Origin of the sequence: Citrobacter telavivensis (genome assembly GCA_009363175.1) — a bacterium.
Lineage (GTDB): Bacteria > Pseudomonadota > Gammaproteobacteria > Enterobacterales > Enterobacteriaceae > Citrobacter_A > Citrobacter_A telavivensis.
Genome location: CP045203.1, coordinates 64,256 through 81,122 on the forward strand (window position 1 = coordinate 64,256; position 16,867 = coordinate 81,122).

The 16,867-nt window shown below is 44.8% G+C and carries 15 protein-coding genes; all 15 read left to right on the top strand.

Annotated features, from left to right (window positions below; all coding sequences use genetic code 11):
* Nucleotides 1-10: 10 nt before the first annotated feature.
* The 15 genes from GBC03_00350 (at nucleotide 11) to traN (ending at nucleotide 16,847) form a co-directional block, all read left to right on the top strand.
* Nucleotides 11-1,090 carry an AAA domain-containing protein gene (locus GBC03_00350; protein QFS68760.1) on the top strand — a complete coding sequence of 360 codons (1,080 nt, stop codon included), beginning with the start codon at nucleotides 11-13 and terminating at the stop codon, nucleotides 1,088-1,090.
* Nucleotides 1,091-1,149: 59 nt separating this feature from the next.
* A complete protein-coding gene (locus GBC03_00355; GenBank protein ID QFS68761.1) occupies nucleotides 1,150-2,505 on the top strand; it encodes a DUF3150 domain-containing protein in 1,356 nt (451 codons plus the stop codon).
* A 64-nt stretch (nucleotides 2,506-2,569) separates the two neighbouring features.
* Nucleotides 2,570-4,483, top strand: a complete 1,914-nt coding sequence (locus tag GBC03_00360) for a VWA domain-containing protein (GenBank protein QFS68762.1) — start codon at nucleotides 2,570-2,572, stop codon at nucleotides 4,481-4,483.
* Nucleotides 4,484-4,546: 63 nt separating this feature from the next.
* Entirely contained in the window at nucleotides 4,547-5,047 is a 501-nt protein-coding gene (locus GBC03_00365; protein ID QFS68763.1) for a hypothetical protein, read from the top strand.
* 55 nt (nucleotides 5,048-5,102) lie between these two features.
* Complete coding sequence (locus GBC03_00370) at nucleotides 5,103-5,411, top strand: hypothetical protein (protein QFS68764.1); 309 nt, start codon at nucleotides 5,103-5,105, stop codon at nucleotides 5,409-5,411.
* A gap of 10 nt (nucleotides 5,412-5,421) precedes the next feature.
* The gene (locus GBC03_00375; protein ID QFS68765.1) at nucleotides 5,422-5,649 is read left to right on the top strand and encodes a hypothetical protein; all 228 of its coding nucleotides are present in this window, start codon (nucleotides 5,422-5,424) and stop codon (nucleotides 5,647-5,649) included.
* A 33-nt stretch (nucleotides 5,650-5,682) separates the two neighbouring features.
* Entirely contained in the window at nucleotides 5,683-5,904 is a 222-nt protein-coding gene (locus GBC03_00380) for a hypothetical protein (GenBank protein QFS68766.1), read from the top strand.
* Nucleotides 5,905-5,931: 27 nt separating this feature from the next.
* Entirely contained in the window at nucleotides 5,932-6,192 is a 261-nt protein-coding gene (locus tag GBC03_00385; GenBank protein QFS68767.1) for a hypothetical protein, read from the top strand.
* Between the two features lie 24 nt (nucleotides 6,193-6,216).
* The gene (locus GBC03_00390; protein ID QFS68768.1) at nucleotides 6,217-6,606 is read left to right on the top strand and encodes a hypothetical protein; all 390 of its coding nucleotides are present in this window, start codon (nucleotides 6,217-6,219) and stop codon (nucleotides 6,604-6,606) included.
* A gap of 21 nt (nucleotides 6,607-6,627) precedes the next feature.
* Nucleotides 6,628-7,149, top strand: coding sequence for a hypothetical protein (locus tag GBC03_00395; GenBank protein QFS68769.1), 522 nt, complete (start codon nucleotides 6,628-6,630; stop codon nucleotides 7,147-7,149).
* 216 nt (nucleotides 7,150-7,365) lie between these two features.
* Complete coding sequence (locus GBC03_00400; protein QFS68770.1) at nucleotides 7,366-7,704, top strand: hypothetical protein; 339 nt, start codon at nucleotides 7,366-7,368, stop codon at nucleotides 7,702-7,704.
* The gene (locus GBC03_00405) at nucleotides 7,682-8,782 is read left to right on the top strand and encodes a pilus assembly protein (GenBank protein QFS68771.1); all 1,101 of its coding nucleotides are present in this window, start codon (nucleotides 7,682-7,684) and stop codon (nucleotides 8,780-8,782) included. The genes GBC03_00400 and GBC03_00405 overlap by 23 nt, the downstream gene beginning before the upstream one ends.
* Nucleotides 8,779-10,221 (top strand): conjugal transfer protein, encoded by a 1,443-nt coding sequence (locus GBC03_00410; protein ID QFS68772.1) that lies wholly within the window; start codon nucleotides 8,779-8,781, stop codon nucleotides 10,219-10,221. Before GBC03_00405 ends, GBC03_00410 begins: the two co-directional genes overlap by 4 nt.
* A gap of 14 nt (nucleotides 10,222-10,235) precedes the next feature.
* The gene (locus GBC03_00415; GenBank protein QFS68773.1) at nucleotides 10,236-13,754 is read left to right on the top strand and encodes a conjugal transfer protein TraG; all 3,519 of its coding nucleotides are present in this window, start codon (nucleotides 10,236-10,238) and stop codon (nucleotides 13,752-13,754) included.
* Nucleotides 13,755-14,189: 435 nt separating this feature from the next.
* Nucleotides 14,190-16,847, top strand: coding sequence for a conjugal transfer mating pair stabilization protein TraN (traN, locus tag GBC03_00420; protein QFS68774.1), 2,658 nt, complete (start codon nucleotides 14,190-14,192; stop codon nucleotides 16,845-16,847).
* The last annotated feature ends 20 nt before the right edge of the window (nucleotides 16,848-16,867 follow it).

The window sequence follows — 16,867 nt, forward strand, 5'->3', positions numbered from 1 at the left end:
GAGGTATATCATGACTACTAATTTCGCAAACCTGTCTGTTGAAATCATGGCGCGCTCTACACCTGTCCACCCTTCTGTATTTGGTATTGTTGTTCCAGATCATCAGATGGATAAAGTTAAACCGTTCCAGGGATTTGACTCAGCCAATCCATTTAGTGCATTCGTGCCTAAACAGAATGACGACTATGTTTTTGAAGCGTATTTGCGTTCATCTGTACTGATGTGGATTAACTATCCACAAAATCAGTCTCTGTGGATCTCTGGCCCAACAGGTTGTGGCAAAACCAGTGTTGTCGAACAAGTAGCAGCAAGACTTAACTGGCCTGTCATGAAAACTACAGCTTCACAAGACCTGGATATTAACAATCTCATTGGCGGTCTCCGGCTTCAGTGTAATGAACTGACCGGTGATACCAAGACTGTTTTTGTTCATGGCCCACTGACGCTGGCGTACAAGTATGGACTGATTTTCCTACTCGATGAGTACGATCAATTAGACCCATCCTGTGCCAATGCCTTTAACGCCATCCTCGAAGGAGGGAATTTAGTTATTCCTGAAACCAACGAGGTAATTAAACAGCACCCGAACTTCAGATTTGTTGCAACGGCTAACTCAATTGGTCAGGGCGATTTTACTGGCGTTTATGGCGGTGTGAAAACATTAAATGTGGCCAACCTTGACCGCTATATGTTTATCACTGCTGACTATATGCCAAAAGAAACCGAGACTAAATTGATTACCAAATATATCCCCGACACCAAAGTCGCGGAGAAATTTGTTGACGTTGCGAATATGATTCGCGGTCTTTTTGTAGGCAAGAATATCACCGGTGAAATTGACACTAGTGTCAATACTAACAGTGCAAAACTCCCGGACGGTGTTCTTCCCGACACTCGTTTATCAGTAACGTGTTCAACTCGTTCGCTGGTGGCCTGGCTTGACCGCTACTCAATGATGAAAGCTGCAAAGATGCCACGTGCATTATTAACAGCTTTCGATTATCAGATTGGTAATCGTGCATCAGCAGATGATAAAAAATCTTTGCATCTCATCGTTGAAGCTGTATTCGGTTCTGAAGCACTTAAATAAAACCCCGCTTGGGGTTTTTTAATTCTTTTTAAATCAATTTTAAATTAATGAGGTATGTCATGACTATCAAATCCAATGCCACTCAGGTTCTGGAACAACTTATTCTCGTTTCTCTTTCTGATATCACCAGTATTAGTGGTCGTCGTAAGCTGAAAAGAGAAGATCTTGGTAACAGTGCTGATTTGCCACCTGATGTACTTGTTTCATTAGGTAGCAAGAAAATCATTGACCCACAACTCATCAATCCATTTACCCGCAAGAAGAATTCAGCTCACGCTTTATGTCTTGAAGCGGGTATTAAATTTATGGGAGGCTATGCAATTCCAGCCGACAAGGTTAATGATTTAATTGGTAAACTGAATGTACTTAAGGGCGAGTTTTACGATTACAAAAAGGAATTTATGAAAGCTGATTTTAATAGCTGGATTAATTCTTTTGAAGAAAAGTATCGCTCTATACTTTTGCGTGATGCTGCGATCGATTTGTCTTATATGGATAGCCAGATACAATTTGGCTTTACTGCGATTCATATCACACCTTATGGTAACAGTGTCATTCAGGATGGTTTAACTGGGCAAGTTAAAAGTTTAGCGGATGAAGTTTATGAGGATGTGGCTGATGTTGTTGAAGGTTTCCTTAAAAACAGGAACCCCGATGCGTTTTCTCAGCACACACTAAATCCTTTACGCCGCTGCGGCGATAAACTCGCTTCCCTAGCTTTCATCGCACCAAGCGTCCAGTCTCTTAGCGACTATGTTAATCAGGTAATGAAAGACATTCCGCTAACCGGCAAAGTGACGGGCAAACCTTATAACGACATTCTCTCTCTCCTCAATAACCTACGCGACCCAATTCATGCAAAACAGTTTGTAGAACTGCTGTCATCAGCCAGTACTACAGATGGTAACGATGCGATTGACCCATCACTTTCAATGAACCTTATTGGAGATGATGATGCCATGACTTTAGCGGCCATTTCGGCAACTCAGGTTCAGGTAGAAACGCTTCCTCCTCCGCATACAGATGCGTTTGCATCTGCTGTGGTAGTAGAAGATCCGATCGGATTGCAAAGCGTTGATTCACTCGCTGAAGCCCCATCTGTTCTGGTAGAAATCAATGGTTCAGCTGATACGTCTTTGGCAATCGAACCGGTTAATACGTCGGCTGATACTGACGTTAACGACTTGTCCGATACCCAGGAGCATGGAATTGTTAATGACGCTGTAATACCGGCGTTTAGTGCGGTTATGGTCGATGATGATTCATTTTTGGGCGGTGATTCGATTGTACCCCGCTCTCTGCCAGACTCAGCTCTTATTTCGGGTTTGGATTCTGAAAAAGTCATTGATGGAAAAGAGCCTGAAATTGTAATTTCGTCTTCACTCGATGATGACGAAACAATAATGGTGTTTTAAAAATAAAAGGCCCACTCCGGGCCTTTTTTCTAATTAATCTATTTAAATTTATTGTGAGGTATATATGGGTATTTATAATTCCCTTCCTATTGTCGCACGTGCATTAAGCTCTCAGATTGGTCTTAATGTTTCTGTTGGCGGCAATGAAGCATATGCTACGGAGACTGGTGCTGGTTTTCTTATTAACCTTCCATTCTTCAAGGACGCTGAAATGTTGGCAAATCCGTTATTAGGGTATGCCGTACATGAAGCAGCACATATCCGTTTCACTGATTTTGGTGATCTTAAGATATTCATTCAAGAGCATATGGAGTCGGATAAATACAACGTTGAGGTACTTAGACACCTGGTCAATCTTTGCGAAGATTTGCGCATTGAACGTGCGATGAGTTGTCGCTATCCAGGTACATTGAAGTATCTCAATTCACTGAATCATTTTTTGTTCAGTGAAGAAGCGGAATCCTGTGATAAAGCTTCATCGGTATTTCTGGATACCCTGCTTACTTGTGGTTTGAACCGCTTCAACGGTTTAACTATCCCAACAAAGCAAGTGCGTGAAGACTTTGAACGCATCTTCGGGCTGGAGCTGTACGACAAAGCTATGACGGTTATGGCTGAAGCAGTACAAGCAACCTCGATTAAAAAGGTGTTTGAAGTTGCATGTCGGTTATATGACCTCGCAGTAGATGCATTTAACGAAACTAATGAGCAAGAAGAACCTCCGCAGGATGATAATCAGGGCGCTGATTATGGTGACAGCAAAGGCGATGACAGTTCGTCAGAGCCGGGCCAGTCATCCGACAGTTCTGACAAAAATGGGGATGGCCAGACTGTAAGTTCAGGCGGTAATGGCGGCTCGCCGTCATCGTCAGCCGGTCAGAATGGGCCTTCTTCAGATCCTGATGGTAATACCGGTGGCGCACCAGATAAAGAACATGGGCAAAACGATAGCGATGATGAAAACGATAACTCATCGTCAACGTCAGCTAATCGTAATACTCCTGCTTCCGACTCTGGTGACAACAAAGCCGGAGCTTCCCAACCGGGCTCAAATGCTTCGGGTGAAGCTTCTGTCGTTAACATGTCCCAGGGCGGTAAAGACCCTTTCGAAGGAACCACATCGAATGACCTTGGCCGTACTGGACAGAACACTTCAGATAAGCTCAATCAGTTAATCAAAGACAAAGTACCCCCGCATCAACGTATCGTTTCACCTACTCCATATTCAGTAGCACCTGCGAAGCGGCACGATACCGGTAATGCATCCGTAAGTTTAGGGGTGCAGATGGCTACCGGGTTACGCCAATCACTTCATGGGTTGTTACAGGGTGTAAGAGCGGTGAGAAGAACACATCGTGAAACTGGTCGTAAGCTTGATTCTCGACTGGTTACCAGTGCCATGCTGGGCAATACGCGTCTTTTTAAACATAAGTCCAAGGCAGTAGATGTCAGTTCTGCTTTTACTATCCTGCTGGACTCTAGCGGGTCAATGAGCCGGTCGGTTAAAGAGGCTGAAGCCGCTGTTGTATCAATGTTGTATGCGCTCGATGGTATTCAGGGGGTAACTACCTCGGCATACCATTTCCCACACGCCGCACATAATAGCGTAGGTCTGTTAAAAGGACGGGAGCAAACTTTACGGACAGCTATAGGAACTCATCAGTTTGGTATTGGTACGCAAGGCTGTACTCCTCTTTGCGAATCGTTATGGCCTGCACTTGCAGACCTGACGTCAGCTAAAGCGGATCGCCATGTATTGGTTATAGCAACTGATGGCCAGCCTGATGATATGGCTTCTGCGCGAGCGATGATACAAAGCGCTAAAGATGATGACATCATCGTTATTGGCATCGGTTTCGGTGATGCCAGTGACCGCATGATGAAAAGTCTTTTTGGTGATACCGGTGTTTCTGTCGGTTCTGTTTCTGCCTTACGTAGCAAACTCTTTGAAGTAACCCGTAAAGCTCTCATGTCTTAATCTGTATTTTAATTTCCGTTTTAGCTTTCTAAATTAATTTAATTTATTTTAAAGGTGATCATTATGTCTGCAACCGCAAAATCTAAAGTGGTTCACGAAAATCAACTCTCATTCATGAGTATTTTCGATGCCACTGAAAGTGAATATGATCTGATATCAGCCGATTCAGAACATAATTATGAACTTCGTTTTTCATCAAAGATGGCTTACGAAATAATTCGGGATAGTATATATATCATGACTGCATACCGTAGTACTGGTGAGCAGCGTGTGGATGAAATCCTCTGGATTTGTTCGGAAGAAAATCAGGAAGACTTATGTTCATTTACGAGTTGCTGCAAAATAGCGGGTCTTGATCCATTCGAAACCCGGATGGAAATCCTGCACGAGTGGTCAAGTGAATTGGCAAAACAAGCAAGACTGATTGCGTGTCATCACTTTACTGCTCCCACTAATATGGAACATGTTGCATCCCAACGTATTGGATACGAAAAATACAGAAAAGCGTTTTATCACACTTATCCTAAAGAGGCTGCGAAGCCGCTTAAGAATAAACCTCTGTAATAATACAAACGCTGACTTCGGTCAGCGTTTTTTTCGTGCCACGCTGGAGACTAACATGAATATTTTAAAACATGACTTCGATAGTTCCTCTGAACTGCTACAAGCGGGTTTATTGCTTAATCAATTGGAGGATCTAATAGGGTTTATTTCCACGAATGAGTTCAGGAAAACCTCAATCAATCAGTTCATTGAGGTTGAGGCATCTGAACTTATGGTTTTTAACCTATGGCATCCGATGTGTCCCGATATCACTGAGGTTCATTTCTTCCGTGATATGGATTCAAATTGGTGGCCATACAAGATTTATGAACTCATGTCTGATATAACCACCCAAACCCAATTCATTCCTCGGGTAAATCAATAAAGGTGACATCATGATTCATTATTGGGTTAAAGTGAGACCCGGTGAAACAGATATCCTCGCACCTCTTCGTCATGGGGTTCTCGCCATAAAATATTTGGATGGAGCGCCATTGCTTTTCCAATGGCCTCCTGAAGAAGGATGGACGTTCGAAACCCTGGATAAAGTACAGCCTTGTGGTGTTGAGTTTGGGGCCGATGCATATATTAATGATGTATGGATTGGTACTACAGAATTTTAATCTTTAAAGACTGAATGTCTGGAGTCTCATTTAATGGATATCCCATGCATTTTGTTTATATCAAATAGTCGGCATTATGTAATTACTGAAGACTCTGTTATCGCTTCATGGCCATCACGTTCTGATAAAGAAAGTGAGATCATTCAGCTTAATGACGGTCGGATTATTACTGCAAACAATGTACGACGATTTAACTTCATCGACATTTCAAAGATCGAAAGCCTGACGGCGATTGATGATGGAATTGTCTTTTAACTATATAGATTAATAACTGGAGTCTGTATGAGTGGCTGCGCGTTGATAGAGTATAACAACCGCACCGCCAGAATACGCGGTGAAGTTGCACAAGGCGATAAGCATTATATTCAGTATGCTCTCGCTCACTGGGCTGTCATTGCAATCAGGATTCGCAATACAGACCATCATTTTACCCGATTGCCGGTTGATGAGTGGATTGAAGGAATTGCAAAACAAGTAAATCCTTCTGAGGCTCGTGAGCAGATATTTAATGCTCTATTGCGGTGTAAGCCGGGTATCTTCTAATTCATTTAATTTATCGAGGTATATATGTTTCATTCTGAAACCGAGGATATCTATGGTTTTGTGTCTGGCGATATGTCATTGCGACCTCATTCAATCGATAGAGATTTGCAGGACTTAAGGTTACTACTCGCCGATATGGATACCATTAATATTCTGAACGAACGAGGGATAGGAACTCAGAAAACCATCTTTCATGTAACACAAAATGAGTCGAAGGCATTAATGCTGGTTACTCGTTTAACTTACTGCCAAGGTGGTGGACGATTTACTCACCCTGAATGTGCTCTTCTTGTTGAACAGATAACTGATCTAGGACGTAAGTTGGGTAATAAACATTTCGATGCGGCGATGAATGAAGCAAAACGCTTTATAGCGAATGAGGCTGACTTCATGAAAGAACAAACTGTCTGGTAGAAAATTTCTAAGGAGTCACTCATGTATACTTCAACTACTGCTAAATCAGATCATATTGATAGCTTTAATAACGCACAAAACCGTATGTTGATGAATTACGAACGTGATGAGTTTGAACAAGCTCCCGCTGCCGTACTTTATGATGCTGTCGGTGCTGTCGTAAACGATGAATCTGATATTGATATAATTTTTCGCCTTATGGATATGGAAGGAGAAATGTTGTTTCTCCGCGCAATGAAAAACCTCGGTTGCCAAGAGAATGTTTTTTATTACGCATCTGAATCTGGTGCGGTGCTGACTGCTAACGATGCAACGTTGCTTGAATTTGCTTATAACCTGGGCAAACATATCAGCAATGAGTTCTTTACGCGTTTCTTGCGTAATTCTCAGTTAGCCCGTGAACTCATCGGTAACATCATTCGTATAGGCAACGATGCCCTTAAATTTCCAGATGACGGCCTGAATACAGTATTTGAATGCTGTGTGATGGAGAATTCATCCTGGAAGAACCAAGGCCATTTTAAAGATAACTTTGGTCTTTAAAGCATCTAATTCTTTTAATTAGCTAACACAGAAAAACCCAGTCTTCGGACTGGGTTTTTTTGTATTTGCTGATTTCAAATCATGTAAACAAAACGGATGCACATGAAAATTACTTTTGATTTTTACAGTCAAAACGTTGCCATTTTTGAACTTGTTATTTTAACCCATATGGCAAACTAATCGTAATGCCGTCCGTATTTCTGATAAGGGAGTTTTATGAAGACACTTAAATGTTCTCATAACAGGGCAATGCTTATGCCAGCACACAAAATCCCTGCGGTATTAGTTAACGACGACCCTAAGAACATAGTTACTGATGAGCTGTTGCGTAAATATGGAACACGCATGACTCTCGATGAGGCTTGCTCCGAAATTGGTGTTAAGTCGGATAGTGTAGCCAAACGTATAGGACAGGTCAGATATAGGCATTATGCATTAACTCGCCAACTTGAAAGTGCAAGGGTCTTTAGTGGAAAAAATAGCTTTTTCTGGACGGAGTCTATCGCAAGAATAATTTCCGAGGGTAATTCCGATGAAATATCAATTTTTAACTAAAATCATTATTCCCCTGCTAGTGGGATTTGCTTTTTCTACCTCAGTTCTTGCGGATGAGGGTAACACCCCAACGTCTCAATCCCCTCAGACCACCAGTGACGACCTCGCTGGTGGTCAGGCATTTCTGAATGGAAAAGAGGAAGGTTGGTTCTGGCGTAAATCGCCACCTGAGCCAGTGAAGAAAAAGCCAGTGAAGTTACCTCCTCCGCCGACTTTACCGCCTCAAGAAACGCCTAAACAGGTTGCTCAAACACCTATGGAGTCGACTCCAGAACCTGCCGCAACTGAAAAGCCCGGCCCGGCTCCGTTCACCGTAGCCTGGTTTAATGAAAACATTCAGAAACTACGCAACCAGGCCATCGACAATCCTACCCAAGAAAACGTTAGGGCATATTTTCTGGCCCAACGCATTATGCTGGATAAAGCCAGCCGCTTTACTGATATGGCTAGGTTGGTTACTTCTACCGACCCCCTCATAGATGAGAATAGCCGCCGCTCAACCTCAACATTTGGGGCAATGGATCAATCGAATGAAGCTGAAAACAATTCGAGAACGGTCATAAAAGACGTAGCGACAAAAGCAGGATTGTTTTTCTTCTTCCGTGGGGAAAACTGCTCCATATGCGTAAAGCAAGCTTCTGTTATGAATACGTTTAGTTTCATGACAGACATGAAGGTCATCCCAATTTCACTTGATGGTAAACCTCTTCCAGGGAATATTTACCCGGACTGGAGGCCTGATTCTGGCCAGGCATCAAAGCTCCAAATATCAAACGCACCTGCGATAGCTCTGGCAATCCCGCCATCTACAACACGCATTGTCTCATTTGGGCCTATCAGTGCAGACCAGTTAATTTCAAGAACAGTCCTTATTGCCCACGATGCAGGGATCATTTCTGACCAGCAATATAAGAGCACCTTGCCATATAACGATACCGGCTATATCGACTCAAACATTCTGAATGACATGCCTAAAGACCTAACTCAACAACCTGATGAGTTTATCAAATATATACAAGCTAAAGCTGGCTACGGTTCGACACCTAACCCAAATGCTAATAACCCGGGGGAAAAATGAAGATTTCGCGCAACTATAATATAAAGAATGTATTCCGTAGAAACATTCTTGCAATTTCTATCTGCCTCTCCGGGTTGACAGCTTTTCAATGCGAGGCCACCAGCATTAGTACTCAGCTAGACAGTATGTTCGGCTCTATGTCGAATGTTACAGCTCCCGGTGATTATCAGAGCGTTACACGTGATGGATATACCGGTGGCGGATTTGTTCTACGTAATAAGCTCCGTACATTGACACCTATTAGTATTAGTCTCCCTTCTGCGTCGGGAGGATGTGGAGGGATAGACCTTTTCGGCGGGTCATTCTCGTTCATCAACGCTGATCAGTTCGTCCAGATGCTACGTAATATTGCTTCTAATGCTGCCGGTCTAGCTTTCCAGTTGGCCCTGAACGCTATGGATGCCGTTCTGGATAATGCTATTTCGAAAATGCAGGCAATCATCCAGCAGATGAACGATCTGACCGCAAATTCGTGTCAGTTAGCGAAGGGGTTGTTAGTCGACACTGCCTCTGCATTTGGTGACAGTGCAAAGGCTGCTGTATCTTCTCAGCTGTCCTCTGATGGCCTCTCAGACCAATTTAAAGCCATGTGGGGCAATATGGGTGGTGGTAAAGCACCCGACGTACAAAAACAAGAGGCAGGGAAAAGAAAGGCATGTGACGATTACGGTAACATTGTGTGGTGTTTGCTCCAGAATGGTAGCTTTAGTAATCAATTCATCGGCTCCGAAGATGAGCAAAAAGAACTTATTATGTCTATGACCGGCACCATCATCGTCGGTAGCCAGTTGGGTACAGATAAAGATGGGTCAGCTAAAAAGAGTGTGGTTAGGATTGCTCCACTCGCAACTTCAAATGTCCTGGATTCTTTTATAAATGGTGATGATAGTTTCGATTTCTGGTCTTGTTCAGGTCAGACTAGTACTTGTGAGAATCCCAAAAAACAGACCAAAATAATTAAAGGTCTCGCTGCCAATATCACACTCTTCTTTATCGATAACGGATATTTGAGCTCGGCCAGAACTGGTTCAAACCCTGGGGATGCTAAATTACGGCAAGCAAACTACTACAACGTAGCTGGTGCTACCAGTAAAGCGACTCAAATTGCACGTCATGATTTAGCCGCATCTTATTCCTATATACGTGAACTATCTCCTGTCATAGCCTATTCAGCTGCTTATAACTACCTCAGCGAAATGCTTACGGCTGCTGCGACCGGCGCACGGCTCCAGCAGGAAAATGATAAATCGGCGTCAGTTTATTATAAGGATGCTGGAGAGCTAATCGAAAAGGCAAGGCAAAATCTGTATGTCTCCTATAACGCCATGATATCCCGTTATGGTGGCGAGGCCCGTATACCTGAATCATTCAGCAACTATATGACAACGCTTCCGCAGGTTCATTATGAATCTGAAGGTTCTCTTGATGGCTCGCTCTAACAAGGTAACTTAATATGAGTGAATGGAACGTATATACTGTTGGCAACATTGAATTTATTTATAATATATTCAATTCCGTTGCCATGTTATTGAATGATGGCACTTACGGATCCTTGTTTAGGATTTCAGCACTCATTGGTGTAATTTGTGTCGTGCTTGCTGCTGCTATATCAGCCGGGAAATCATTATCCCTTTCTCATATGTGTGTGGCCGTCGTGATGTATTACCTGTTTTTCAGTGTATCGATGCGCACCAACATTGAAGATGTTACAACGGGTAAGTTTCGTGCTGTTGATAATGTACCAGCGGGATTAGCCGTTGCCGCATCTGTACTGTCTACTGTTGGGTATGCAACTACCGAGAAGATGGAGCAGGCATTTTCTGTCCCAAGCATGACTGAGTATGGGTCTCTGGATCCCCTTTTCACTCTGGCCACTTTATACGACACATTGAAAACGCCAATGCGCTGGACGGGTCAAACTGGTGCTTACGGTGATCTGGACGCAAGCGTTTCAAACTATGTGAAGAACTGCGTAGGCAACGATATTATTCGTGGGTCTAAAACCTTTGCTTCAATGTATCGCTCTAATCAAGGTGTATCAGGGCTAGCCTCGAACGATTCCTTCCAGCGGGTTGTTATTTACGACAATGTACGTAGCGGCTGGTCTACCAGTACTGAAGAATCTTCAAATGGGGGCTCACTTTATACCTGTTCTGACGCGTACACGAAACTTAAAGGACTCGCTACCCAGAACGCTTCTAGCCTGGACTCAGCTTTTGCCAGCTCTTATACCGCATCCGGGCGCACTTGCGGTGGTGCGCCATGCTCAGGTTCAGGAAAAGCCCAGGAAGTACTGAATTTCTTCAACATAAGTGGCACTGATATTCGTGATTTCCAATTGATGTTGGTCATGTACCCTCATTTCAGGGAACTGCCAATGTACGGACTCGAAAGCTCATTTCGTGGTACTGCTGCTGTAACTCGCGCCCAAACCATGACTCAACAGGCATTCCAATGGTCTTCTTCTGGTTCATCATTCTTGAGCTGGATGGGTTCATTTATGCCGATTTTCCAGGGAATAATATACGCACTCGCACCATTTATGGCCTTCCTTTTCGGTCTGGGTATTATGGGTTTGCGACTGGTGATGAAGTACTTCCTCGTTATCATCTGGACATGGACTTGGCTTCCCCTCGCAGCGGTCGTCAACATGTATGTGTTAAACAGTATCCGTGATACGTCAAGCCAAATTCTTGTCAGTTCGGGTTCTGGCGGACTTAGCTTTGCTCAGCTTTATCAGCTCCTGTTTGAGACTCAAAAAAGTATAGGTCTTGCTGGTAATTTATACGCGATGATCCCGGCCCTGGGTGGATTCATTGTCTGGGGCAGTTCTGTTGCCTTTAACTCTCTTGCAAGCTCAGCAGCAGCACCTTCAGCTGCCGATACTAAAACTCTCGCACCTGATGTCACCAACGCTCCTGCGATAAACAGTCGTGGTTCCGATGTTGAATTTAACCCAACACAAGGAACTATCATGGGTGGGTCTTCTGGCACTCTCCCTGCCATTGACATGAAAAAGGTCGCTACTCACAACCTGTCCAGCGCTAAGCAAGAACTAGATTCAGCATCCAGTTCCTTGACTGCCCAATCTGGAGCAATGATTAGCCAGGTGGCCAGTAACATGAATTCTGGTGGACATTCGCAAGTTTATAGTGACGCTTCCAATGCAGCATTTGCCAGCCTGAGCAGCTCAGATCGTGCCCTTGTCAGTTCTGTGGCTAAAGAACAAGGTATTTCTGATATGCAGGCGCTTGTCTCTATCGCCAAAGGTGATGTGAGTGTCGGTGGCGGTGCGGGAAGTTCAAGTGCTGGTGTTGGTGTTAAAGGTGGAATGTCACGTTCAGAGGCAGAAAGCAGTGGCCTGAGTAATGACAACAGTGCTAAGTACGGTTCTACAGACAGCGCCTCGTCGCACAAAATAGACAGTGCGACCCAGTCACGCATCGTCAATACCGCAGCAAGTGCGATGTACCAGTCCTTATCGCAAGAAGGTGAGAGTTCTCAATCGACTCGTTCTTTTGCTGAGGCAAATCAAAGAATGCAGTCCGCACAAAAGAACTTCCAGGAAGCAAACTCCTTCGTTTCAAGTACCTCAATGGGCCAGACAATGAATGCTGCGCAACTTGCTACAGCCATTGGTCGTAATCATGATGCACAAGCAACATTGACTCAAACCCTCGCGGCGCACCCGGAACTGTCCAGCAAAATCGCCGGTGATGCAGCGAGCCTGACCTCTTTAGGTATGACTCACGAAGACGCGCATACCTTTGCTCAATTCAAAGCAGCCAGTGAACTTGGTGTTGCCGGTGCAGTAGCTGCCAAAGCCGGGTTCATTAACGCTGATTCCAGCCCAGTACTGACGACAACTGCATCTGAGCAATACCGTGGCGTGAGTGGTGGAGCTGAAAGCGCTGGTGGCCGCGCAGTTGCTGGTGCAGCGGACGTTGGCAACTCCGTTAATGCAGTAACAGGCCGATCTTACGGAGCGCTTGGTGAAGCACATGCGTCATCGTCTGATGGTTATGGGCAAGGCCAGGTTAATACTGTCGGGGGACAGAATAGCGGTGCAGTTGAGCAAATTCACAAGGGAAATGAGGGTGAAGTCATGACGAAAGCGGGTAACACCGCCGCAAATGATTTCGAAAACAACCACTATAATCTTGGCGGTATTACTGGCGATTTTAATAAACTCGTTTCTCATGTCAGTAATGCGTTCAAAGAAAGCCCGGTATATGAACAGGTACATGATCAGGCCAGAACCATCGCTGGGGAAATTCCGCTTGGTGGAGATGCAAACCGCGAAGCGGCGCGAGATTCTATTGTGAACTACTACGCCATGACTAAAGCTGGAGCGTCTGAGCAACAACTTTCCCAGGCCCGCAGTGACATGATGGCACGTATTCAACTCGCGACGGGTGGTGAAAATGACAATGGAACGGTTATGGGCGGAAATACTGCTCTTGCCCGTGGTATTGCAGCCCGTATTGATAATGCCGGTTTAGACCGTTCAGCCAATGATGGCTCCATTATTCAACAGGCTACTACTGCACTGAATACCGATCGCCAAACCCACGAATACAACACCGGTGGCATGGCCAACAACCTTGGAGGGATGCATCAGGCATCAAATGGAGGTTCTGCTGTGGGTGATGGCGTCCCTTACGCGATGGGAACCCACAACCAGGGATACGGCGAGGCTGAGACAATGACCGTTAATGCCCAAGGTGCTGAAGGTCATAATGGTTTAAACCAGAACTCAAACTATGGTGGGTCTGAGACAACAAACATTAATACCCAAGGCGCTGGTGGTCATAGTGATTCAAATAACGGAGGTACAATGTTCAGTGATCCGCCACCTGCACGTGCAACCCAGTCGCATCAGGAGTATGTACCTGTGCATCCACGTAATAAAGAGAACAATGGAGGTCATAGTGGTGGAAATGACGACATGATAATTTCATCGAGTAAGTGATTCGCAATAAAGCCCTGCAATCTTGCAGGGCTCTTATGTGGTCACGAACATGTATACGACAGGAAGGCTCAGTAAAGAATAGAGCAGAATATAAAACTCCCACATACGCTCACATTTGCTCTTGAACGTTCTGCCATTTTTTCCACGTCCCCTCTTACCATTTCCACCACCATAATCTGAATCGCTTGGCCCCGATAATGGGATAAGGCCAGTAATACCAAACATGTCCATAAGTACCTCCAGTCGGTAATATTCAAGACGCTGAAAACACCCTCGTTTTGCCGTCCTTCTTTATTGTCTGAAACCAGTCTGTTTAATACGCTGCCTGCTTAATCCTTCATTTTAGTAGCTTCGCATAGAAATGCTGGCTGACGAAATTTAGTTACCGAGATCTCTGATTTCATAATCAGTAACCACGACAAAGGTGATCATAGAATGAAAAACCTTTTCCGCAAAAAATGGTTTTACAGACCACTCTGCACAATAACGATGTTATGTCACCTTGGTGTTGTATCCTACGTGCCGTATGCCTTTTCAGCAACGACCCAGGAAAACGTTACATCTGCCACTAATTTCTATAAAACACTGCCGCAAGTTTCAGCTACGTCAAATGGTACGGTTCAGTATGGAAAAGGCCAGGCCGTTGATTTGAACTCTGCTTATCCAAATCAAGGTTCATCAACTTCACTGGATAGCCTGAAAGGAACCTACGGAGATGACAGCAACACGCTAAAACTGGGCAATACAACCAACGCCAATCTGAAAACCGAAAATTCACTGCGCGGCGAAGCTTACCGAACGCTGGTGGGCTCAACGAAAACTACAGCAAACATTAAACCTGATGATTCCATCTTTGATGGCCATAAAGACTTCCTGGAGAATCAGGATAAGTACATGCAAGATCTTGGTGATTGTTCTATGACCAAGACCATGACGAATAAGGACACCGTCAACCATATCCCTGATTATCGCGAATGTACCCGTACCACAAGTGTCAGCGGCACATTCACCCTCTACCATCCTTACGTTGCCGGTATGCTCTCGCATTATAGTGGCGCGGCGAACATCGGTTCTTGCGGCACTAACTGCATCGAACTCTGGCTCGGGACTGTCGGTGATAACTACTGGGACGGCAACTGCACAATATTTGAACAGGCAATGGCCGTCACTGTCTACAATCCCCAGGCAGTTACCAGCGCCAAGATCATCAGGGCTAAATGGGATGATTACATGCAGATTTATGTCGGTGGTACAGATAGGGGTAGTTTGGTTTGGGCAGGGCCAAAAGGTTTAAACGTCTTCCCGCCAGAGACATCAGGAGCCTGTGAATTAAAAACAAGCTGGGATCAGTCGATTAATGTAGATGTAACAGCACAAATCCGAAATACCCCCCAAAATGGCGTTCTTAATTTCAAAAACCGTGTGTCAGTGACTGGCAGCGGCGAAGGTTATGCTCTCATTTATATTTACTTTGACCCAAACAAAATTATCTCGGATAACGCCTGGACTGTTGATAAACCTGAACAATTCGATACGTTGCTGAAGGCCATCAACGCCGGGTATTGCCAGAATTACACGGTAACCTGCCGCGAGACAGTCATTCCTGATGCAAATGGGTGCGCAACCATAAATGGCGCACGTATCTGCGAAAACCAGCTTGCTAAGCCGCCGATCGGAGGTCTCTCACCTTTCTGTAAGTCTGCAACGGTAGTTTCCAACTGCGGAACCGACGGTGGCGTTAACAATACTTGCAAGCAGTACGATGCAAACACTGCATGTAAATTCATTAAGTCCACTTGCATAACAGGTGCGGAGGGTGACAAAAATGGGTGCTGGCAGGCAACCGAGGTATGGGATTGCGGAACGGATGTCGTTGTACCCAATACCTCCTCCACCGATACCTATACTTGTCCTGGCGCTGTGCAATGCCTTAATGGGTCTTGCCTACAGCCTTCTGCTGAACCAAGCGGCGATTTCAACAAAGCAGTTGCAACTCTTCAGGCCGCAACTTACGCATTGAATGAAATGAAGTGTGGCGATGATACTGACGAAACCAACCGTTCCTGCACTCTTTTTAAAGGTGAGTCTGCACAATGTAAATCGGCGATGGGGGGATGGGTGGATTGTTGTGATCAGCCCGTAGATGTCAGCTGGATTCAGTATTTGCAGTTGTCCTACTACACTCTAAAAATTGCTGATGCTGTCTCTGTAAAAGCCGGTATGTTCGAACAGGGAAAAGGTATTTTTGACATGGGTTCCGAACTTATGACTAATGCCATCGATACAATAACTCGACCAGCTATTTCCGCTTTCAACAGTCTGGTTGGGTCGGCAGGTACTGAAGCGGCTCAGCAAGCTACAGAAGCAGGTTTGTCCGGTTTGATGAATCAGGCTATAGGAGCGCTGACGAAACAAGTTGCTCAATGGACTCTTGATACCTTCGGCCCTGCTGCGACGAATCTGATATTTGAAAGTGCGGCCTCTGGCGGTGGCGCAGCCGTAACATCGTCTGGCCTGGCTACATCTGTTCAATTGTCGTCAACTATTGTTTCGGCAATATCCGTGGTTGGATATGCTTACATGGCGTACCAGATTGCTAATATACTGGTCAACATCATCTGGGCTTGTACTCCTGATGAATTTAAGCTTGCCGTTAAGAAAGAAACAAAATTGGCCGTGCATATATCCAGCTGGTGTGAAACAAAGTTTCTGGGTGTCTGTATCGAGAAACGGTCAAGTTATTGCACGTTTGATTCTCAGATTGGTCGCATCATTCAGGAACAAGGGAGACCAATGTTAGGTATCGGCTGGGGGGATAAAAAGAACCCGGATTGTCGACCACTGACGTTAGAAGAATTTGGACGGATTGATTTTAACAAACTCGATTTGTCAGAGTGGATTGGTTCACTTTACGAGGCGAAACTTTTACCTAAAGCGTCGGAAATAAATCTGGATAAGATAACCGGTAAAGGAAACGTATTGAATATAGATGGATCTCGCCAGAACTCCCTGGAGCGATTCCAGAGCGGTGTTGACAGTATCGATGTTGATGCGGCGAAATCTAGCACAGAGGCTGTTTTGAAAACTCAATAGCTTTGCAGGATAAGAAGCCC